Here is a 20,195-nt window from a genome sequence, read left to right as displayed (position 1 = left end):
ACAGGCAATGTTTCATCCGGAGGTGAAGCATGCAATTCAATCCCGGCTTCAGTTCGCTGGCGGCGCTGCTCGCCGATCCCGGTCGCGCGCAGATGATCTGGGCACTGATGGATGGCAGCGCCCGCCCGGCCAGCGAGCTGGCGCTGCTGGCAGGCGTTTCGCCGTCCTCCGCCAGCGGCCACCTGGGACGGCTGGTCGAGGGCGGCGTGCTGAGCCTGGAGGCGCGCGGGCGCAATCGCTTCTATCGCCTGGCCGGGCCGGAAGTGGGGCAGGCGGTGGAAGCGCTGGCCAGCGCCTCCCTGGCCCTGCAGCCGCAGCGGCGCAGCCTGCCGCCGAGCCACGGCACGCCGTCGGCGTTGCGCGAGGCGCGGACCTGCTACGACCACCTGGCCGGCGAACTCGCGGTCGGTGTGTTCGCACGGATGCTGGATGCCGGCTGGATCGAGCAGGAGGGCAGGACGCTGCGCCTGAGCGCGACCGGCGAGGCCGGGCTGGCCGGGTTGGGGATCGACCTGGCGGAGGTCCGCCGCCGCCGTCGGCAGTTCGCCTGCGCCTGCCCCGACTGGAGCGAACGCAAGCCGCACCTCGGCGGCGCGCTGGGGGCGGCGTTGCTGGAGGCCTGTCTGCGCCAGGGCTGGTTGCGGCCGCAGGACGGCTCGCGGGCGTTGCAGGTGTCGCCGAAGGGCCGCGCGGGACTGCGCGGCCTGGCGGAACGCACGGCGGGCTGAACCCGCCGGGGATCAGAGATTGGCCACCGGCTGGAAGGCCTTCGGCTTGAAGTAGAGGGTCTCGCCGCGGGCCAGGCCGGCCAGGCTGTCGTGGTCCTTCACCACTTCGGCTTCGATCAGTTCGTCCTGGCCGTCGACCTTCAGCGTTACCCGGGTGATCGCCCCCAGCGGACGGATGTCGCGGACCTCGGCGGCGCGGTGCTCGGCCACCGCGGAACGCGACAGCGACACTTCGTGGGGGCGGAACAGCAGGTGCTGGTCGTTGCCCAGTTGCAGGCGGTTGGAGTCGCCGAGGAAGTGGTAGACGAAATCGCTGGCCGGGTTCTCGTAGACCTCGCCGGGCGAGCCGATCTGCTCGATCACGCCTTTGTTCATCACCACGATGCGGTCGGCCACTTCCATCGCCTCTTCCTGGTCGTGGGTGACGAACACCGAGGTCAGGTTGATCTCCTCGTGCAGGCGCGCCAGCCAGCGGCGCAGCTCCTTGCGCACCTTGGCGTCGAGGGCGCCGAAGGGTTCGTCGAGGAGCAGGATCTTCGGCTCCACCGCCAGCGCGCGGGCCAGGGCGATACGCTGCCGCTGGCCGCCGGAGAGTTGCTCTGGATAGCGGTCGGCGAGCCAGTCGAGCTGCACCATGTTGAGCAGCTCGTGGACCTTGGCCTTGATCGCGGACTCGCCCGGCCGCTCGCCCTTGGGCTTCATGCGCAGGCCGAAGGCGACGTTGTCGAACACCGTCATGTGGCGGAACAGCGCGTAGTGCTGGAAGACGAAGCCGACGTTGCGGTCGCGCACGTCGTGCTGCGAGACGTCCTCGCCATGGAACACGATGTTGCCGGCGTCCGGGGTTTCCAGCCCGGCGATGATCCGCAGCAGGGTGGTCTTGCCGCACCCGGAGGGGCCGAGCAGGGCCACCAGCTCGCCGCTCTGGATGTCGAGGTTGATGTCGTCCAGGGCCTTGAAGGCGTTGAAGTTCTTGCTGACGTTACGGATTTCGATGCTCATGGTTCATTCCTCGTCAGCATTGCTTTTCAGTCGGGACATGCGGGATTCGCTCCACTGCTTGAGCAGAAGGATGACCAGCGCCATCAGCAGCAACAGGCTGGCGACGCTGAAGGCGGCGACATGGTTGTATTCGTTGTAGAGGATCTCGACGTGCAGCGGCAGGGTGTTGGTGACGCCGCGGATGTGTCCGGAAACCACCGACACCGCGCCGAACTCGCCCATCGCCCGGGCGGTGCAGAGCACCACGCCGTAGATCAGGCCCCACTTAATGTTCGGCAGGGTCACGTGCCAGAACATCTGCCAGCCGTTGGCGCCGAGCAGGCGGGCGGCCTCCTCTTCCTGGGTGCCCTGTTCCTGCATCAGCGGGATCAGCTCGCGGGCGACGAAGGGCACGGTGACGAAGAGGGTCGCCAGGACGATGCCGGGCACCGCGAAGACGATCTGGATGTCGTGGTCGCTCAGCCATTCGCCGAAGTAGCCCTGGGCGCCGAACAACAGCACGTAGATCAGGCCGGCGATCACCGGCGAGACCGAGAACGGCAGGTCGATCAGGGTCACCAGGATGCTCTTGCCGCGAAACTCGAACTTGCTCACGCACCAGGCGGCGGCGACGCCGAACAGCAGATTGAGCGGCACCGAGATGGCCACCGCGATCAGGGTCAGCTTCAGCGCGGCCAGCGCGTCGGGCTCGAGGATCGCCTCGAAGAAGGTGCCGAAACCCTGCTTCAGCGCCTCGCTCAGGACCACGTAGAGCGGCAGCAGGAGGAACAGGGCGAAGACCAGCCAGGCCAGGACGATCAGGGCCAGGCGGCCGCCGGCGTTGCCGCGGCGGGAGGCGCTGGCGGTGGCAGCGGAAATGCTTGCACTGGACATGGCGCCCTCCTTACGGGGTTTCGATGCGACGCTGCAGCAGGTTGATCAGCAGCAGCAGGATGAAGGACACCACCAGCATCAGCACGCCGATGGCGGTGGCGCCGGTGTAGTCGTACTGGTCCAGCTTGACCATGATCAGCAGCGGCAGGATCTCGGTCTTCATCGGCATGTTGCCGGCGATGAAGATCACCGAGCCGTATTCGCCGACGCCCCGGGCGAAGGCCAGGGCGAAACCGGTCAGCCAGGCCGGCAGCAGCGCCGGCACGAGGATATGGCGGAACACCTGCAGCGGCCTGGCGCCGAGGCAGGCGGCGGCTTCCTCGACTTCCTTGGGAATGTCGGCGAGCACCGGCTGCACCGTGCGGACCACGAACGGCAGGGTCACGAAGGTCAGCGCCAGGGTGATCCCCAGGGGGGTATAGGCGATCTTGAAGCCGAGGTCGCTGGCGAACTGGCCGACCAGGCCGGCCGGCGCATAGAGCGCGGTGAGGGCGATACCGGCGACGGCGGTGGGCAGGGCGAAGGGCAGGTCGATCATGGCGTCGATGATCTTCCGTCCGGGGAATTCGTAGCGCACCAGGACCCAGGCCAGCAGCGTACCGATCAAGCCATTGAGCACGGCGGCGGCGAGCGCGGTGCCGAAGCTCAGCTTGAGCGCGGCGAGCACCCGCGGCGCGCTGATGATGGCCCAGAATTGCTCCCAGCTGAGCTGGGTGGTCTTGAGGAACATGGCCCCCAGCGGGATCAGGACCAGCAGGCTGAGGTACACCAGGGTGTATCCCAGGGTCAGCCCGAAGCCGGGTATGACCGGGGAAATGCGTCGTGACATGTTCTGTCCTTACTCTGCGTTGGAACGCTTGGTGGCTCTCCCGGTGCCGGTTCCTTCCGGCAGTGGGCCCGGTACGGGACCGGGCCTGCTAGCCCCCTCGCCCGTCCGGGAGAGGGTCTGGGAGAGGGGCCGTGGTTCGGGCGACGGGTCTGCCGTCGCGATCATTGCGCCTGGTAGATCTGGTCGAAGATGCCCCCGTCGTTGAAGAACTTCGGCTGGGCCGTCTTCCAGCCGCCGAAATCGGAGTCGACGGTGACCAGGTTCAGTTTCGGGAACTGCGTGGCGAACTCGGCGGCGACCTTCTGGTTGCGCGGCCGGTAGAAGTTCTGCGCGGCGATGCGCTGGCCTTCCTCGCTGTACAGGTATTGCAGGTAGGCCTCGGCGACCTTGCGGGTGCCTTTCTTCTCGACCACCTTGTCGACCACCGCGACCGGTGGTTCGGCGAGGATGGAGATGGAGGGTACGACGATCTCGAAGTTTTCCCCGCCCTGTTCCTTCTTCGCCAGGAACGCCTCGTTCTCCCAGGCCAGCAGCACGTCGCCGATCTGGTTGTTGACGAAGGTGATGGTCGAGCCGCGGGCGCCGGTGTCGAGCACCGGTACGTGCTTGTACAGCGCCTGCACGTAGTCCTTGGCCTTCTCGTCGCTGCCGTACTGCTTCTTCGCCCAGGCCCAGGCGGCGAGGAAGTTCCAGCGCGCGCCGCCGGAGGTCTTCGGGTTCGGCGTGATGACTTCCACGCCTTCCTTGGTCAGGTCGCCCCAGTCCTTGATTCCCTTGGGGTTGCCCTTGCGCACCAGGAACACGATGGTCGAGGTGTAGGGGGTGCTGTTGTCCGGCAGGCGTGCCTGCCAGTCGGCCGGCAGCAGCTTGCCGAGCTTGTGCAGTTCGTCGATGTCGCCGGCCAGGGCCAGGGTCACCACGTCGGCCTTGAGCCCGTCGATCACCGCGCGGGCCTGCTTGCCGGAGCCTCCGTGGGACTGCTGGACGGTCAGGTCCTCGCCGCCCTGGGCCTTCCAGTGCTTGATGAAGGCCGCGTTGTAGGCCTGGTACAGCTCGCGGGTCGGGTCGTAGGAAACGTTCAGCAGTTGCGTGGCCGCGGCAACCGGGCCGGAGACCAGGGCGCTGGCGAGTGCGGCCAGGGCGAAACGACGAAGGGACATGTGCAGCTCCTAGGTGTGTGCTGTTTCGATTGTTCTAATGGGGTGTTGGCAGAACGACGGGAACACGGGGCGTCAGGCGCGCATTCGCGGCCGACAGCTGCAGTACCGGTGCGGATGGGGTATCGAACGGATGTTCATGGCGAGACGCCTCCGGTGGTCCAGTCGGGTCGTGTGCTTCAGGCCTGCTTGACGGCCGGTTGCTGCAGACGGAATTTTTCCTTGCGCTCGATCTGCACCACCTGGCCGTTGTGCACGGTGATCTCGACGGCGCCGAAGCGCAGGCCGCGCAGGGCACTCTGGATTTCACGCAGGATGGTGGCTTCGTCCTGGCCATCCAGGCTTCTGAGGGTTGCGCTCATGGGTCTCTGCTCCTGTGGCTCGAGGTGCCGCGTTGCTCGACGAAGTGGAGGCGGCGTAAGGCGCATAGTAAGCAGTGGGCAATATTCTTAAAAATATTGTTTAAGAATCTTTATAGGTAAAGTGGTTATAAGACGGCGAAGCGGCCCGGCTTCGCCGCCAGGCTCAGTCTTCCGGCAACGCCACGGGCGGCAGGTCGAAGCGCAGCGCTTCCGCCGGTTGCGGCCGTCCGTACCAGTAGCCTTGGCCGAAGTCGCAGCCATGTTCGCGCAGGAACAGCGCCTGGTCCTGGTGCTCGATACCCTCGGCAACCACCCGCAGGCCCATGCTTTGCGCCAGGGCAACTATCGCACGGGCGATCGCGGCGTCGTCCACCGCGCCGGGCAGGCCGGCGACGAAGCCCTGGTCGATCTTCAGCTTGTGTACCGGCAGCCGCTTGAGGCGCATCAGCGAGGAATAGCCGGTGCCGAAGTCGTCGATGGCCAGGTTCACGCCGAGGATGCGCAGGCGGCAGAGCAGGTTGAGGGACTGCTCGAAGTCCTCCATCACCGCGCTTTCGGTGACTTCCAGCTCCAGGTAGCGGGGCTCCAGCCCGGACTCTTCCAGGGCGTTGGCGATCCTTTCCTCTAGGCCGCCGCGGTTGAACAGCCGACTGGAGACGTTGACCGCGACGAACTCCAGTTCGACGCCGCGCTGTTGCCATTCGCGCATCTGCCGGCAGGCACGCTTGAGCACCCAATTGTCCAGCGCGGCGATCAGCCCGCATTCCTCCGCCACCGGGACGAACTCGCCTGGCGGCACCAGGCCGCGCTCGGGATGCTGCCAGCGCACCAGCGACTCGACGCCGACGATCCGCCCGCTGGCCAGGTCGTGCACCGGCTGGTAGTGGACGCGCAGTTCGTCGTGCTCCAGCGCATGGCGCAGGGCCGATTCCACCTGGACATGGGCGCGGGCCCGGGCGGTCAGCACGCGGGTGTAGAAGGCGTAGGCGTTACGCCCGCTGTCCTTGGCCTGGAACAGCGCGGCGTCGGCGTGTTGCATCAGGTGGTCGACGTCGCTGGCGTCTTCCGGGTAGAGGCTGACACCGAGGCTGGCGCTGATATAGATCGGCTGGCAGTGGATGTCGAACGGCGCGTTGAAACCGTCGAGGATGCGCTGTGAGAGTCGCGCGACGGCTTCCGGGTCGTCGTTCTCGACGAGGATGGCGAATTCGTCGCCGCCCAGTCGCGACAGCAGGCAGCGCTCGTCGAGCTGGTGTTGCAGGCGCTTGCTGACTTCCTTGAGGAGCATGTCGCCGGTGGTGTGGCCGAGGCTGTCGTTGATGTGCTTGAAGTGGTCGAGGTCGATCAGCAGCAGGGCCCCGGCCACCGTCCGGTCCTTGCCGTTCTCCAGCGCCTGCTCGATGCGCTCGCGCAGCAGCACGCGGTTGGGCAGGCCGGTCAGCGAGTCGTGGTGGGCGAGGAAGTCCAGTTCGTTCTCCGAGCGCTTGATGCTGCTCAGGTCGGAGAACACCCCGACGTAGTGGGTCAGTTGGCCCTGGTCGTTGCGCACCGCGCGGATGTGCAGCCACTGCGGGTAGATCTCGCCGCTCTTGCGACGGTTCCAGATCTCTCCGCTCCAGACGTCCTGCTCGCGCAGGGCCAGCCACAGGCGCTGGTAGAACGCCTGGTCCTGGCGACCGGAGCGGAGGATCGCCGGGGTCTTGCCGAGCACGTCCTCGGAACGGTAGCCGGTGATGCGCTCGAAGGAAGGGTTGACGTGCACGATCACCGCCTGGGCATCGGTGACCAGAACGCCCTCGCGGGTGCTGTCGAATACCGCCGCGGCCTGGCGCAGGTGGTCTTCCTTGAGCCGCTGCAGGGTGATGTCGCGGGCCACGCCGGTGTAGTGCAGCGGCTTGCCCAGGGCATCGCGGAGGACCCGGCCGCGCGAGTGGATCCAGCGGTAGTCGCCGTCCTTGTGGCGCAGGCGGTAGATGTGGTCGAGATTGTCGGTCAGGCCCTGCAGGTGGTTGCGGTGGGCCTCCAGCACGGTGGCGTACTCTTCCGGGTGCAGGCGCTTCTTCCAGGTCTCGATGGGGTCGCCGAGTTCCTCCGGAGCGAGGCCGATCAGCGCGGCGTAGCCCGGCGAGACGAACATCCGGTCGGTCACCAGGTCCCAATCCCAGAGACCGTCGCGCACCGCTTCCAGGGCACGGTTCAGGCGCTGCTCGCTGCCGTGCAGTTCGTCGTAGGCCTGGGCCTTGCGGCGGAATTGGCGTACCAGGTAGAGGTACAGGAGCAGGCCGGTTGCGGCGAAGAAGAACAGCCGCTTGGCGGTCATCCAGAACACCAGCTGGTCGTGGTCCTGGACCTGGTTTTGTAACAAATGATCGCTCAGGAACGCCCAGGCGATGGCGATTGCGAGATAAGCCAGGCTCAGGCGAAGGGCACTCAGGCGGGGGCTCATGGGATTTTCAGTGGGCAATTATTGGCCGGGCAGTATAAATGATGGCCATCCGGCCCTGTTCATATCTAAAAGAACGGATGGTAATCCCCAGCCGCTTGGTGATAATGCCCCCAGGTTTTGTCAGACAAGGCCCTCATCACTCCCAAATCCCCCGAGGTTCAGTACCGCCTATGTGGTTCAACGGTTTTCTCGACCTGTCGCCCTGGCAACTGGTGGCAGTTACCCTGGTGCTGACGCATATCACCATCGTCAGCGTGACCGTCTACCTGCATCGCTATTCCGCCCACCGTGCACTCGACCTGCACCCTGCGTTGCAGCACTTCTTCCGTTTCTGGTTGTGGTTGACCACAGGGATGAACACGCGCGAATGGACCGCGATCCACCGTAAGCACCATGCCAAGTGCGAGACCGTCGAGGATCCGCACAGCCCGGTGCACAAGGGCCTGTTCACCGTCCTGCGCGCAGGCGCGGAGCTGTACAAGGCCGAGGCGAAGAACCAGGACACCCTGCGCATCTACGGCAAGAACTGCCCGGACGACTGGATCGAGCGCAATCTCTACTCGCGCTTCCCGATCGGCGGCGTGGTGCTGATGGCGCTCATCGACCTGGCCCTGTTCGGCGCCCTTGGCCTGACCGTCTGGGCCGTGCAGATGGCATGGATTCCGTTCTGGGCCGCCGGCGTGGTCAACGGCCTCGGCCACGCGGTCGGCTATCGCAACTTCGAATGCCGCGACGCCGCCACCAACCTGGTGCCCTGGGGCATCCTCATCGGTGGCGAAGAGCTGCACAACAACCACCACACCTACCCGAACTCGGCCAAGCTGTCGGTGAAGAAGTGGGAATTCGACCTGGGCTGGGCCTGGATCAAGCTGTTCAGTTTCCTGCGCCTGGCCAGGGTCGCCCGGGTTGCGCCGATCGCCCATCGGGTCGAAGGCAAGCACAGCCTGGACATGGATACCGCCATGGCGATCCTCAACAACCGCTTCCAGATCATGGCGCAGTACCGCAAGCTGGTGATCGCGCCGTTGGTCAAACAGGAAGTGGCCAAGGCCGACGAGTCGGTGCGCCACCTGTTCCGCCGCGCCAAGCGCCTGCTGTCGCGCGAGACCAGCCTGCTGCAGGACCGCCACCATGTGCGCATCGACTCGATGCTCGCCCACAGCCAGGCGCTGAAGGTGATCTACGAGAAGCGCCTGGCGTTGCAGCAGATCTGGGCCAAGACCAGCGCCAACGGCCACGACATGCTGGCGGCGATCAAGGACTGGGTGCATGAGGCGGAAGCCAGCGGTATCCAGTCGCTGAAGGAGTTCGCCGCGCAACTGAAGACCTACTCGCTGCGTCCCGCCTGACGCCTGGCGCGCCCTCGCGGGTGCGTCAGCCGCCTCTGCAACGCGCCGGCTCCTGCCGGCGCGTTGCGTTTCGGCGTCGCCAATGCGACGCCCCGCCGATACTTCTCTTCCTCCGCAAGTCGACTTGCCCGATCCGGGATTCAGCCCGGGCGGCGCCCGGCCTATCTTCGGCGTGCCCAGGCGCCACGCCGGGCGTCACGCAGAACAACAAGAAAAGGAGCGCGGGCGATGTTGCTGGATTACCTGATCATGCTGGTCTACGCCCTGGCCATGCTGGGCCTGGGCTGGTACGGAATGCGCAAGGCGAAGAGCCAGAGCGATTTCCTCGTCGCCGGACGCCGCCTCGGCCCCGGCCTCTACCTGGGAACCATGGCCGCGGTGGTGCTCGGCGGCGCGTCGACCATCGGTACGGTCAAGCTCGGCTACCAGTTCGGCCTGTCCGGCTTGTGGCTGGTGTTCATGCTCGGCCTGGGGATCATCGTCCTCAGCCTGGTGTTCTCGCGGCAGATCGCGCGCCTGCGGGTGTTCACCGTGACCCAGGTGCTGGAGCAGCGCTACCAGGCCTCCTCGCGCCTGATCGGCGGGGTGGTCATGGTCGCCTACGACCTGATGGTGGCGGTCACCGCGACCATCGCCATCGGCTCGGTCACCGAGGTGGTATTCGGCATCCCGCGGATCCCGGCGATCCTCTGCGGTGGCGGGATCGTCATCGTCTATTCGGTGATCGGCGGCATGTGGTCCCTTACGCTGACCGACATCATCCAGTTCGTGATCAAGACCGTCGGTATCTTCCTGGTCCTGCTGCCGTTGTCGATCGACGGCGCCGGTGGCCTGGCGCGCATGCAGGAGGTGCTGCCGGCGGGCTTCTTCGACCTCGGCCACATCGGCCTGGATACCATCCTCACCTACTTCCTCCTGTACTTCTTCGGCGCGCTGATCGGCCAGGACATCTGGCAGCGAGTGTTCACCGCGCGCAGCGAGACGGTGGTGCGCTATGCCGGGCTTGGTGCCGGCGTCTACTGCATGCTCTACGGCGCCGCCTGCGCGCTGATCGGCGCGGCGGCGCGGGTCCTCCTGCCGGACCTGGCGGTGCCGGAGAACGCCTACGCCGAGATCACCCGCGAGGTACTGGCGCCGGGCCTGCGCGGCCTGGTGGTGGCGGCCGCGCTGTCGGCGATCATGTCCACCGCCAGCGGGTGCCTGCTGGCGGCGGCCACCGTGCTGCAGGAAGACATCTATGCGCGCTTCCTGCGCCCCGGTACCACCAGCGACATCCGCCTGAGCCGTTGCATCACCCTGCTGATGGGGGTGGCGATGCTGGTCCTGGCGTGCCTGGTCAACGACGTCATCGCGGCCCTGAGCATCGCCTACAACCTGCTGGTCGGCGGCCTGCTGGTGCCGATCGTCGGCGCGCTGCTGTGGCGTCGGGCCAGTCCGCAGGGAGCGATCGCCAGCATCGTCGCCGGTTGCCTGGCGGTGATCGCCTGCATGGCCCGCGACGGCCTGCTCGCCAACTCGCCGATCGTCTACGGCCTGCTGGCCAGCCTGGCGACCTTCGTCGCGGTCAGCCTGGCCACCCGTCCTGCCGCCAGCCTGCGAGCCCAGCCGGAATGAACCCACTGCGCCGGGCGGCGCCCGGTGCTTTCTTCCCGCCACACGGAGATGCTCCATGTCGAACGACCATCCGCAGCCCCTCGACGCCGCCGAGATTCCACGCTTCGCCGGTATCCCGACCTTCATGCGCCTGCCGGCGTTCACCGACCCGGCGGCGCTGCAGGTCGGCCTGATCGGCGTGCCCTGGGACGGCGGCACCACCAACCGCGCCGGTGCCCGCCATGGCCCGCGCGAGGTGCGCAACCTGTCCAGCCTGATGCGCAAGGTGCATCACGTCAGCCGCATTGCGCCCTACGACCTGGTGCGGGTCGGCGACCTCGGTGATGCGCCGGTGAATCCCATCGACCTGCTCGATTCGCTGCGCCGCATCGAAGGCTTCTATCGCCAGGTCCATGCCGCCGGTACCCTGCCGCTGTCGGTCGGTGGCGACCACCTGGTGACCCTGCCGATCTTTCGCGCCCTGGGTCGCGAGCGGCCGCTGGGCATGGTGCATTTCGATGCGCATTCCGATACCAACGACCGCTACTTCGGCGACAACCCCTACACCCACGGCACGCCATTCCGCCGGGCCATCGAGGAAGGTCTGCTCGACCCGCTGCGCACGGTGCAGATCGGCATTCGTGGCTCGGTGTATTCGCCGGACGACGACGCTTTCGCCCGCGAGTGCGGCATCCGCGTGATCCACATGGAAGAGTTCGTCGAACTGGGCGTCGAGGCGACCCTGGCCGAAGCCCGGCGGGTGGTGGGCGACGGGCCGACCTATGTGAGTTTCGACGTCGACGTGCTCGACCCGGCCTTCGCGCCTGGCACCGGCACCCCGGAGATCGGCGGCATGACCAGCCTCCAGGCCCAGCAACTGGTCCGTGGCCTGCGCGGGCTGGACCTGGTCGGCGCCGACGTGGTGGAAGTCTCGCCGCCGTTCGATGTCGGCGGCGCCACGGCGTTGGTGGGGGCGACCATGATGTTCGAACTGCTCTGCCTGCTTGCCGAGTCGGCCGCGCGAAGCGCCTGACGGCGTTCCGCCGGCCCGGCTTTGGCGCTATAACGAAGGCGGACCGAACGCCATGAGGGCGGGAATGCTGGGCAACCTCAACGACATCGACCTGCGCATGCTGCGCACCTTCTGCGCCATCGTCGAGGCCGGCGGCTTCACTGCCGCCCAGGCGCGCCTGAACACCAGCCTGTCGCGCCTGAGCGTGCTGGTGCGCGACTTGGAGGTGCGCCTGGGCTATTCCCTGTGCCGGCGCGGCAACGGCGGTTTCCAGTTGACCGAGGAGGGACAGGAACTCTACGACGCCGCGCTCGGCCTGTTCAGCGACATCGCCCGTTTCCGCGAGCAGGTCCGTGGCCTCGGCGGGCGCGATCGCGAGGCGTTGCACCTGGGCTGCGTCGATGGCGTCATCGGCCAGCATTGCCTACCGTTGCCGCTGGCCATCCGGCTGTTTCGCCAGCGCGCCCCGGAGGTGCTGCTCAAGCTGCACACGCGGCGTCCCGACGAACTCGAGCACGCGGTGCTGGAAGAGCGCCTGCAACTGGCGGTGGGGGCCTTCCACCACCGGTTGTCCGGGCTCTACTACCAACCCCTGTTCCGCGAGGAGCAGAACCTCTATTGCGGCAGCGCGCACCCCTTCTTCGCCCGGGCGGACGACGAACCGGCGCTGGACGAGATCTGCGCCGCCGACTATGTCGGCCGCGGCTACATGGCGGAAAACCATCGCCCGCACGACCTGCGCTTCAACCAGGGAACCGATGCCTACACCATGGAGGCCATCGCTACCCTGGTCTTCAGCGGCACCTACATCGGCTACCTGCCGACGCACTACGCCGCCACCTGGGTCGCCGAAGGACGCATGCGGGCGATCCGGCCGCGGCAACTGGCCTACGACTCGGAATTCCATTGCATTACCCGCCAGGGACACGAAGAACGACCGACCCTGACCCTGTTCCTGCGCTCGCTGTTCGAGGCGCAGAAACAACTGGGCGTGCAGGTGCCGGCGAATACGAACGGTATCGCTCGGCAACTGTGACCGAGCGCACTGGCTGGAGCCTTTCCCTGCCGTTCGGCGGGCATTTCTGTATCGCCGCGACCCCTGCGCTAAGTTGGCGGTCGAACCCGTTCCGCGAGCAGAGCGACGATCCATGGACGACCTACCCGGCATTCCCGAAGACCCGCAGGAGGCCGCGCTGGCCTTGCTGCACAGCCGTGCCGAAGTGGCCCGGCTGAAGGAGCGCGAGCAACTCTTCAGCGCCTTGCTGGCCAGCGTCAACTCGGTGCTCTGGGCCTACGACTGGCAGAACCGGCGGATGGTCTACGTCAGCCCCGCCTACGAGAAAATCTTCGGCCGTTCCGCGGCGCTGCTGCTGGCGGACTACGAGGAGTGGCGCAACAGCATCTACCCGGACGACCTCGACTACGCCGACAGCAGCCTGCTGCAGGTGCTCGAACGTGGCGCCGTGGAACAACGCGAATACCGCATCGTGCGCGGCGACGGCGAGGTCCGCTGGCTCAACGACAAGTGCTTCGTCAGTCGCCAGGGCGAGGCGGGACTGCCGCTGATGGTGGTGGGCATCGCCGAGGACATCACCGACAAGAAGCACATGGAGAGCGAGCTGCAACGGTTGGCCACCACCGACGTGCTGACCCAGAGCAGCAACCGTCGCTATTTCTTCGACAGTGCCGAGGCGGCCTTCAAGGAGTGTCGCCGCGAGGGGATACCGTTGGCGTTCCTGCTGCTGGACGTCGATGACTTCAAGAAGATCAACGACCGCTTCGGCCACCAGGTCGGCGACCAGGTCCTCCAGCGTATCGCCCAGAGCGGCAGTGCCGCGTTGCGCCGTGGCGACCTGTTCGGGCGGATCGGCGGCGAGGAGTTCGCCGTGCTGCTGCCCGGCTGCGACGAGCAGACCGCGCGACAGATCGGCGAACGCCTGCAGCGCGAGGTGCAACGCCTGCGCTTCCAGGAGGGCGAACAAAGCTTCGGGATCACCGTCAGCCAGGGCCTGACGGTCCTCCAGGCTGATGACGAGGGGCTCGGTGCCCTCTACAGCCGGGCCGACGCCGCGATGTACTCGGCCAAGCGCCAGGGCAAGGACTGCATCGTCGTGGGCTGACCGCTGGGCAAACGTTTCCGTTTTGTCGACGGCGCCACGGAATACCTCTTTGGGGAGGCGACCGGCAGGCTGCGGCTGCGGTACAATATTCCTTAAAGCTATTAAATACGAATAATTAATTCTTTTTAGGTTTATTGCGGATATTTTACTGTTTATTACCCACGCGCTATAAAGCGCAGGAAATAACGATTTTCTGAAACGTGGCGGTAACTCGCCAGAAAGGAAGCTGTAATAGGCGGTTTTCTGCCGATACCCTCCGGCCCGTCAGCCGGGAGAAGGGCAGGAAGCCCGAGAGGACGCGAAGGCGGAGCCCGATGGAAAGATTGGCTTACAAATTGCCTTCACTGGCGGTGGGTCGAGACACCCGCCGCACAATAACAAGACACGAGTACACCCATGCACACGCTTCCGTTCGCTGCCTCCCTGCCTGCTTGCCTGCCCCGTCGTTCCATCGTCGCGGGTTGCGCCGTTTCCTGATCCATCGAATGCCGAGTTTCGCGCGCGCCATCTTCCGGGATGGTTCGGCGCTCAGTGTTTCAACGACCGGTCGGGCCCACGCGTTCCACTTCCCCCGACCGGAAGACAATTAGCAATACCAATGGGGAAAAGACCAATGAAGAGTCGCAAGATCAACAAGTCACGACTGGCCCTGGCCATCACTGCCGGTACCCTCGGTGCCCTGGCGCAACAGGCGGTCGCCGCCGGTTTCATCGAGGACAGCAAGGCATCGCTGACCCTGCGCAACTTCTACATCAATACCGACAACCGCAATGGCAGCGCCTCGCCGAGCAAGCAGGAAGAGTGGGGCCAGGGCTTCATCCTGAATTACCAGTCGGGCTTCACCCAGGGCACCGTCGGCTTCGGCGTCGACGCGCTGGGCCTGCTCGGCGTGCGCCTGGACGGCGGCGGCCGTGCCGGCAAGAGCGGCCTGGGCCTGGACCGCCAGCCGGGCACCGTGTTCCCGCTGGAAAGCAACGGTGAGCCGGTGCACGACTTCGCCAGCCTGGGCCTGACCGCCAAGGCCAAGGTATCCAACACCGAGTTCCGCTATGGCACCCTGCAGCCGAAGCTGCCGGTGGTCACCTACAACGACGGCCGCCTGCTGCCGGTCACCTTCGAGGGCGGCCAGGTCACCTCGACCGACCTCAAGGACTTCACCCTGGTTGCCGGCCAACTGGAACACTCCAAGGGCCGTAACTCCACCGACAACCGCAGCCTGAGCATCGCCGGCGCCAACGGCAGCAGCGCCGGCTCGCGCGACAGCAACAAGTTCTACTACGCGGGTGGCGACTACAAGGTCAACAAGGACCTGACCCTGCAGTACTACTACGGCAACCTGGACGACTTCTACAAGCAGCACTTCCTCGGCCTGATCCACAACTGGCAGATCGGCCCGGGCGTCCTGAAGACCGACCTGCGCGCCTTCGACAGCAGCTCCGACGGCAAGAACGGCAGCCGTTCCGGCCGTGCCGACGGCTACGTCAGCAGCGGCTACTACGGCAGCGGCGTGACCAAGGGCGAAGTCGACAACCGCGCCTTCAGCGGTCTCTTCACCTATACCGTCAGCGGCCACAGCATCGGCGCCGGTTACCAGATCCTCAACGGCGACAGCGACTTCCCGTTCCTGAACCGTGGCGATGGCGAAGGTTCCACCGCGTACCTGATCACCGACGTGCAGATCGGCAAATTCCAGCGCGCCGGCGAGCGCACCTGGCAGGTCCGCTACGGCTACGACTTCGCTGGCCTCGGCCTGCCGGGCCTGACCTTCAACACCATGTACCTCAAGGGCGACAACATCAAGTCCGGGCGCGGCGACCAGAGCGAGTGGGAGCGTGACATCGCCCTAGCCTATGTGATCCCGGACGGTACCTTCAAAGGGCTGGGCTTCACCTGGAAGAACGCTTCGTTCCGCACCGGTCTGCCGGTGTCCGGCTCGGGCACTGCGACCCAGCGCGACCAGGACGAGAACCGCCTGATCGTCAGCTACACCCTGCCGCTGCTGTAAGGCGCCGGCCAGGCATGGAAAAGCCCGCGTCTTCCGAGAGGGCGCGGGCTTTTTTCATTCCGGAGCCAGCCGGCGCTATCTGTCGACTGGACGCTGCTCAGGCCTTGCGCGGCGCCGGTTGCTGCTGGGTGATGCAATGGATGTTGCCGCCGCCGAGGAGGATCTCGCGCCCCGGGACCATCACCACCTCGTGCTCGGGGAACACGCGCTGGAGTATCGCCCTGGCCTCGGCGTCCTTGGGATCGTCGAAGCTCGGCGCGACGATGCCGCCGTTGACGATCAGGAAGTTCACGTAGGAACCGGCCAGGCGAATGGAGGGATCGCGCGGCTGGCTGCCCTCGACGATATCCACGCCGTCGCACTCTTCCTGGGTCGCGTACAGCGGGCCGGGGATCGGCATCTTGTGCACCACCAGCTTGCGTCCCTTGGCGTCGCGGCTTTCTTCCAGCACGCGGAGGGCGGCCTGGCAGCGCAGGTAGTTCGGGTCATCCTGGTCGTCGGTCCAGGCCAGCAGCACCTCGCCGGGACGCACGTAGCAGCAGAAGTTGTCGACGTGGCCGTCGGTCTCGTCGTTGTAGAGGCCGTTCGGCAGCCAGATGATGCTGTCCACCGCAAGGTAGTCGCGCAGGGTTCGCTCGATCTCCACCTGGCTCAGGTGCGGATTGCGGTTGTGGTTGAGCAGGCATTCCTCGGTGGTGATCAGCGTGCCTTCGCCGTCGACGTGGATCGAGCCGCCCTCGAGGACGAAGTCGTCGGTGCGGTAGCGGGCGCGCCGTTCGATCTCGAGGATCTTGCGTGCCACCTGGTCGTCGCGCTGCCAGGGGAAGTACAGGCCGCCTTCGAAGCCACCCCAGGCGTTGAAGCCCCAGTCGACGCCGCGTACATCGCCCTTGTCGTCGATGACGAAGGTTGGGCCGGTGTCGCGGACCCAGGCATCGTCGCTGCTGATTTCCACTACGCGGATGTTGCCGTCGTCGAGGCGCGCGCGCGCGTTCTCGTACTGCCCGGCGCTGGCGCAGACGGTGACCGGCTCGAAGCGCGCGATGGCCTTGGCCACCGCGGCGAAGGCCGCCTGGGCCGGCTTGCCGCCGTTGCGCCAGTTGTCCGGGCGTTCCGGCCAGACCATCCAGGTCTGCTCGTGGGGTTCCCATTCGGCGGGCATGCGGAAGCCGTCGGCGCGTGGGGTGCTGGTCGGGTTGCTCATCGCTGCTCCTGAAATCGTTGCTATGCGCGGCGGACGCCGGCGCGGAATGCGCGGGGCGTCCCCGCGCGGATCGTTTCCCGAGGCCTCAGGACTCCAGCGAACCGTCGAGGGTCTTCAGCGGACCGTAGAGGTTCGGCCGGCGGTCGCGGAACACGCCCCAGGCGCTGCGGGTGCGCTCCAGCGCATCGAGGTCGAAGGTGTGGACAAGGATACCTTCCTCGGTGCGGTTCAGCTCCTCGACTTTCTCGCCGAACGGGTCGGCGATGAACGAGGAACCATAGAAGGTGATGTCGTAGCCATCCTGCTCCTCGCGGCCGATGCGGTTGGAAGCCACCAGTGGCATCAGGTTGGCCCCGGCATGGCCTTGCTGCACGCGCTGCCAGTGATCGCGCGAGCTGATGCTGGCGTCGTGCGGTTCGCTACCGATGGCGGTCGGGTAGAACAGGAGTTCCGCGCCGAGCAACGCCATGCTGCGCGCCGATTCGGGGAACCACTGGTCCCAGCAGATACCGACGCCGATCCGTGCGTAGCGGGTCTGCCAGACCTTGAAGCCGGTGTCGCCCGGATTGAAGTAGTACTTCTCGTGGTAGCCCGGGCCGTCCGGGATGTGGCTCTTGCGGTAGACCCCGAGGTTGCCGCCATCGGCGTCGATGACCGCGATGCTGTTGAAGCGGGCGCGCCCGGCGCGTTCGAAGAAGCTGATCGGCAATACCACCTGCAACTCCCGGGCGAGGGCCTGGAAGTGGGCGATGGCGGCGTTCTCCTCGACCGTGGTGGCCAGCTGCAGGTAGTCCGGGTTCGGCTTCTGGCAGAAGTAGGGGGTCTCGAACAGTTCCTGGATCAGGATGATCTGCGCACCCCTGGCGGCGGCCTGGCGCACCAGTTTCTCGGCGCGGGCGATGTTCGCCGGACGATCCCAGGAGCAGGCCATCTGGGTGGCGGCGACGGTGACGTTGCGGGTCATGGAACACCTCGTGTGCTGGCTCGGATGGCTGCCGGGCTTGGCGGCGGCCGGTTGTGGGTCGGGCGGGCGGGAACGGGGTGTCGCGCCCGATCGAGTGATGGGCGGATTTATATCCGATAAAAATCGGACTGTGAAGCGGTTTAAGGGAGTGTTATGGATTTTCTATCGATTTAAATCGGATATAAATCCGGTTAATGGTTCACTACGCTTTTCCAGGATCGGCGGCAGGTAGAGCCCCAGGTAGGCGTCGAACACCCGCATGCCTTCTTCCGCCAGGCGTGCGTCGATGATCCCGTGACGCTGTACCGACAATGCGTAGACGCGATCGCCTAGCTCCATGGCCAGGCTGAAGATCTCGATATCGGTCGGCAGCGGAGGCAGCAGGAAATGCCGCTCGAACAGGGCGCGCATGGCCTGGCCGAGTTGCACGTCATGTTGGCGATCGGCCTGGGTGACTTCGGCCAGGCCGTGGCTGGCGAGAATCAGTTGGCGGGCCGCCGCGTCGCGGGCGTAGACCGCCAGCATGCGCTCCTCGACGATCCGCGACAGGTCGCGCCAGCAGCGCAGGCCTGCATGGTCCACCGGCTGTTCGAGGCACGCGCGGAAGGCGGCGTGGACCTCGCCGGTCAGCCCCTGGAGCAGGGCCGGCACGCTGGGGAAGAAGTGGTAGACCGACGATGGTGGCATTTCCGCGCGTTCGGCCACGCTATAGATGGTCAGGCCGCCGATGCCTTCGTCGGCGAGCAGGCCGCGAGCGGCGTCGAGGATCGCGGCGATCCGGGCCTGGCTGCTGGCGCGGGGCTTGCGGGTGGGCGAGGTGGGCTGCATGTGGCGGGTCTCCGGGCGTGAGCGGCTATTGGACGCCAGCTCACGCGACCGGGGCAAGCCGCTCAGTGGCTGGCGCCGCGGAAGGCCTTCCAGATCTCGTCGACCACCGGCCGGAGTTTTTCCGGCGGCGTTTCCAGGGCGAACAGGCGGCGGCTGGTGTCGCGGTCCGGATACAGGCCGGGTTGCTGGCGCAGGGCGGGATCGAGGAAGCCGGCGGCGTCGGCGTTGCCGCTGGGGTAGAGGGTGGCGGCGGTGATCTGTGCGGCGATCTTCGGTTGCATCAGGTAGTCGATGAAACGGTGCGCCTCGCGTGGATGCTGGGCGCCGGCCGGGATCACCAGGTTGTCGATGAACAGCACCGAGCCTTCCTGCGGTACCTCGAAACTTACCGGCTGGCCCGCCTTGGCCGCGCGCAGGGCGTCGCCGACCCAGGCCATGGCCAGGCAGAGGCGACCGCCTTCGAGGTCGGCGATGTAGCGCTCGCTGTCGACGTAGCGCAGGTTCGGTCGCAGTCCGTGCAGCGCCTCGGCGGCGCGGCGTACCTGGCTCGGAGCGGTACGACCGAGGTTGCGGCCCTGGTAGTTGAGGAGGATCGCCAGGGTTTCGTCCGGCGCGTCCAGCAGGCTGATGCCGCAGCTTTTCAGGCGCTGGCTCTGGCTGGCGTCGAACAGCAGGCTCCAGCTGTTGGGCAGCGGCCCGCCATAGGCGGCTTCGGCCTGCGGGGTATTGATGGCCAGGCCTACGGCACCCCATAGATAGGGGACGGCGTGGCGGTTGTCAGGGTCGACCGCGGCCAGTTTGCTCAGCAATTGACGGTCGAGATGGCTGCGGTTGGGCAGCTGGGTGAAGTCCAGCGGCCGCAGCAGGTTGTCCTTCAGCAGGGCCGGCAGGGTGTCGTGGGAGGGGACGGCGACGTCGATCGCCTCGCCACTGCGCAGCGCCTTGTCCAGTTCCTCGGCGGTGGCGAAGGTGTGGTACTCGACGCGGATGCCGGTGTCCTTCTGGAAGGACTCGAGCACCTGCGGGTCGATGTAGTCGTTCCAGTTGTAGACGCGCAGGGTCTCCTCGGCCTGGGCCAGCCAGGGTGCGAGGGCGAGGAACAGCAGGGCGGAAAGGCGGGGCATGGAATCTTCTCGCTGGACGGAACGGAGCGGACGATGGTGCCGGAGCCAGGCGGCAGAGGCATTGATGCAGGCCAGCATCGAGTCTGGCGGGAGGCGTGGCGGCAGGCTGTGCCGTGGCGCACATTTCCCGGTTCCGAGAAAAGGACCGGGGCGGTTTCCCAGACACAGACGCCCCCGCGTTGAGTGTCTGCGAAACCGCCCCGGATTTCGCTGCGTACGGCGCCGGCCCAGGACCGGCGCGCCGATACCGCTACCTCAGACGGTATGCAGGTACCAGTTGTACTCGAGGTCGGAGATCGAGTGCTCGAACTCCTCCAGCTCGCTTTCCTTGCAGGCGACGAAGATGTCGATGTACTTCGGGTCGATGTACTTCGCCATGATCTCGCTTTCGTCCAGCTCGCGCAGGGCGTCGCGCAGGTTGTTCGGCAGGCTCGGCTCCAACTGCTCGTAGGAGTTGCCTTCGATCGGCGCGCCCGGCTCGACCTTGTTGGTCAGCCCGTGATGAACGCCTGCCAGCACCGCTGCCAGTAGCAGGTAGGGGTTGGCGTCGGCGCCGGCCACGCGGTGTTCCAGGCGTACCGCGTCCGGGCTGCCGGTGG

At 66.3% G+C, this 20,195-nt stretch carries 17 protein-coding genes and 1 pseudogene; 7 read left to right on the top strand and 11 right to left on the bottom strand.

The window, feature by feature from the left end:
- Positions 1-29 precede the first annotated feature (29 nt).
- A complete protein-coding gene (locus HMPREF2581_RS00090; RefSeq protein ID WP_003137212.1) occupies positions 30-728 on the top strand; it encodes an ArsR/SmtB family transcription factor in 699 nt (232 codons plus the stop codon).
- A gap of 12 nt (positions 729-740) precedes the next feature.
- Here the strand turns inward: HMPREF2581_RS00090 and HMPREF2581_RS00085 are convergent, their stop codons facing one another.
- The 6 genes from HMPREF2581_RS00085 to HMPREF2581_RS00060 form a co-directional block, all read right to left on the bottom strand.
- Positions 741-1,730, bottom strand: a complete 990-nt coding sequence (locus HMPREF2581_RS00085) for a sulfate/molybdate ABC transporter ATP-binding protein (protein WP_003084237.1) — start codon at positions 1,728-1,730, stop codon at positions 741-743.
- Positions 1,731-1,733: 3 nt separating this feature from the next.
- Complete coding sequence (gene cysW / locus HMPREF2581_RS00080) at positions 1,734-2,603, bottom strand: sulfate ABC transporter permease subunit CysW (protein ID WP_003084239.1); 870 nt, start codon at positions 2,601-2,603, stop codon at positions 1,734-1,736.
- Positions 2,604-2,613: 10 nt separating this feature from the next.
- A complete protein-coding gene (gene cysT, locus HMPREF2581_RS00075; RefSeq protein ID WP_003084241.1) occupies positions 2,614-3,432 on the bottom strand; it encodes a sulfate ABC transporter permease subunit CysT in 819 nt (272 codons plus the stop codon).
- A 161-nt stretch (positions 3,433-3,593) separates the two neighbouring features.
- Positions 3,594-4,592 carry a sulfate ABC transporter substrate-binding protein gene (locus tag HMPREF2581_RS00070; RefSeq protein WP_003084243.1) on the bottom strand — a complete coding sequence of 333 codons (999 nt, stop codon included), beginning with the start codon at positions 4,590-4,592 and terminating at the stop codon, positions 3,594-3,596.
- A 176-nt stretch (positions 4,593-4,768) separates the two neighbouring features.
- Entirely contained in the window at positions 4,769-4,951 is a 183-nt protein-coding gene (oscA, locus tag HMPREF2581_RS00065; RefSeq protein WP_003084246.1) for a sulfur starvation response protein OscA, read from the bottom strand.
- Positions 4,952-5,114: 163 nt separating this feature from the next.
- A complete protein-coding gene (locus HMPREF2581_RS00060) occupies positions 5,115-7,397 on the bottom strand; it encodes a putative bifunctional diguanylate cyclase/phosphodiesterase (protein ID WP_003084250.1) in 2,283 nt (760 codons plus the stop codon).
- 170 nt (positions 7,398-7,567) lie between these two features.
- Between HMPREF2581_RS00060 and desA the strand changes: the two genes are divergently transcribed.
- The 6 genes from desA to HMPREF2581_RS00030 all read left to right on the top strand — a co-directional run bounded on the left by desA (position 7,568) and on the right by HMPREF2581_RS00030 (position 15,476).
- A complete protein-coding gene (gene desA / locus HMPREF2581_RS00055; protein WP_003084252.1) occupies positions 7,568-8,746 on the top strand; it encodes a delta-9 fatty acid desaturase DesA in 1,179 nt (392 codons plus the stop codon).
- 228 nt (positions 8,747-8,974) lie between these two features.
- Entirely contained in the window at positions 8,975-10,360 is a 1,386-nt protein-coding gene (locus tag HMPREF2581_RS00050) for a sodium:solute symporter family protein (RefSeq protein WP_003104497.1), read from the top strand.
- Positions 10,361-10,415: 55 nt separating this feature from the next.
- Positions 10,416-11,372: an agmatinase gene (gene speB, locus HMPREF2581_RS00045; protein WP_003104498.1), complete on the top strand. Its 957-nt coding sequence runs from the start codon at positions 10,416-10,418 to the stop codon at positions 11,370-11,372.
- Positions 11,373-11,424: 52 nt separating this feature from the next.
- Positions 11,425-12,387, top strand: a complete 963-nt coding sequence (locus HMPREF2581_RS00040) for a LysR family transcriptional regulator (RefSeq protein ID WP_003137213.1) — start codon at positions 11,425-11,427, stop codon at positions 12,385-12,387.
- Positions 12,388-12,499: 112 nt separating this feature from the next.
- Entirely contained in the window at positions 12,500-13,471 is a 972-nt protein-coding gene (locus HMPREF2581_RS00035) for a GGDEF domain-containing protein (protein ID WP_003137214.1), read from the top strand.
- A gap of 613 nt (positions 13,472-14,084) precedes the next feature.
- A complete protein-coding gene (locus HMPREF2581_RS00030) occupies positions 14,085-15,476 on the top strand; it encodes an OprD family porin (protein ID WP_003137216.1) in 1,392 nt (463 codons plus the stop codon).
- A gap of 97 nt (positions 15,477-15,573) precedes the next feature.
- On the opposite strand, the gene aguA is transcribed toward HMPREF2581_RS00030, so the two are convergent.
- The 5 genes and pseudogenes from aguA to HMPREF2581_RS00005 form a co-directional block, all read right to left on the bottom strand.
- Entirely contained in the window at positions 15,574-16,680 is a 1,107-nt protein-coding gene (gene aguA / locus HMPREF2581_RS00025) for an agmatine deiminase (RefSeq protein WP_003121701.1), read from the bottom strand.
- Positions 16,681-16,765: 85 nt separating this feature from the next.
- Positions 16,766-17,644 carry an N-carbamoylputrescine amidase gene (gene aguB / locus HMPREF2581_RS00020; RefSeq protein WP_003111119.1) on the bottom strand — a complete coding sequence of 293 codons (879 nt, stop codon included), beginning with the start codon at positions 17,642-17,644 and terminating at the stop codon, positions 16,766-16,768.
- Positions 17,645-17,806: 162 nt separating this feature from the next.
- Positions 17,807-18,472 carry a TetR/AcrR family transcriptional regulator gene (locus HMPREF2581_RS00015; RefSeq protein ID WP_003137218.1) on the bottom strand — a complete coding sequence of 222 codons (666 nt, stop codon included), beginning with the start codon at positions 18,470-18,472 and terminating at the stop codon, positions 17,807-17,809.
- Between the two features lie 62 nt (positions 18,473-18,534).
- The gene (locus HMPREF2581_RS00010; protein ID WP_003107781.1) at positions 18,535-19,596 is read right to left on the bottom strand and encodes a polyamine ABC transporter substrate-binding protein; all 1,062 of its coding nucleotides are present in this window, start codon (positions 19,594-19,596) and stop codon (positions 18,535-18,537) included.
- A gap of 255 nt (positions 19,597-19,851) precedes the next feature.
- Positions 19,852-20,195, bottom strand: a pseudogene (locus tag HMPREF2581_RS00005) (glutamine synthetase); the annotation flags it as partial.

Origin of the sequence: Pseudomonas sp. HMSC057H01, from assembly GCF_001836405.1 — a bacterium.
Classification (GTDB): domain Bacteria; phylum Pseudomonadota; class Gammaproteobacteria; order Pseudomonadales; family Pseudomonadaceae; genus Pseudomonas; species Pseudomonas aeruginosa.
The sequence above is the reverse complement of the archived record's forward strand: the minus strand, read 5'-3'. Positions and strand labels throughout refer to the sequence as shown.

Bases quoted from the DNA above. Each gene is read 5' to 3' on its own strand.
- HMPREF2581_RS00015 (WP_003137218.1), bottom strand. From the start codon at position 18,472: ATGCAGCCCACCTCGCCCACCCGCAAGCCCCGCGCCAGCAGCCAGGCC.
- HMPREF2581_RS00070 (WP_003084243.1), bottom strand. From the start codon at position 4,592: ATGTCCCTTCGTCGTTTCGCCCTGGCCGCACTCGCCAGCGCCCTGGTC.
- desA (WP_003084252.1), top strand. From the start codon at position 7,568: ATGTGGTTCAACGGTTTTCTCGACCTGTCGCCCTGGCAACTGGTGGCA.
- HMPREF2581_RS00030 (WP_003137216.1), top strand. From the start codon at position 14,085: ATGAAGAGTCGCAAGATCAACAAGTCACGACTGGCCCTGGCCATCACT.
- cysW (WP_003084239.1), bottom strand. From the start codon at position 2,603: ATGTCCAGTGCAAGCATTTCCGCTGCCACCGCCAGCGCCTCCCGCCGC.
- HMPREF2581_RS00050 (WP_003104497.1), top strand. From the start codon at position 8,975: ATGTTGCTGGATTACCTGATCATGCTGGTCTACGCCCTGGCCATGCTG.
- HMPREF2581_RS00060 (WP_003084250.1), bottom strand. From the start codon at position 7,397: ATGAGCCCCCGCCTGAGTGCCCTTCGCCTGAGCCTGGCTTATCTCGCA.
- oscA (WP_003084246.1), bottom strand. From the start codon at position 4,951: ATGAGCGCAACCCTCAGAAGCCTGGATGGCCAGGACGAAGCCACCATC.
- aguA (WP_003121701.1), bottom strand. From the start codon at position 16,680: ATGAGCAACCCGACCAGCACCCCACGCGCCGACGGCTTCCGCATGCCC.
- HMPREF2581_RS00040 (WP_003137213.1), top strand. From the start codon at position 11,425: ATGAGGGCGGGAATGCTGGGCAACCTCAACGACATCGACCTGCGCATG.
- aguB (WP_003111119.1), bottom strand. From the start codon at position 17,644: ATGACCCGCAACGTCACCGTCGCCGCCACCCAGATGGCCTGCTCCTGG.
- HMPREF2581_RS00035 (WP_003137214.1), top strand. From the start codon at position 12,500: ATGGACGACCTACCCGGCATTCCCGAAGACCCGCAGGAGGCCGCGCTG.
- cysT (WP_003084241.1), bottom strand. From the start codon at position 3,432: ATGTCACGACGCATTTCCCCGGTCATACCCGGCTTCGGGCTGACCCTG.
- HMPREF2581_RS00090 (WP_003137212.1), top strand. From the start codon at position 30: ATGCAATTCAATCCCGGCTTCAGTTCGCTGGCGGCGCTGCTCGCCGAT.
- speB (WP_003104498.1), top strand. From the start codon at position 10,416: ATGTCGAACGACCATCCGCAGCCCCTCGACGCCGCCGAGATTCCACGC.
- HMPREF2581_RS00085 (WP_003084237.1), bottom strand. From the start codon at position 1,730: ATGAGCATCGAAATCCGTAACGTCAGCAAGAACTTCAACGCCTTCAAG.
- HMPREF2581_RS00010 (WP_003107781.1), bottom strand. From the start codon at position 19,596: ATGCCCCGCCTTTCCGCCCTGCTGTTCCTCGCCCTCGCACCCTGGCTG.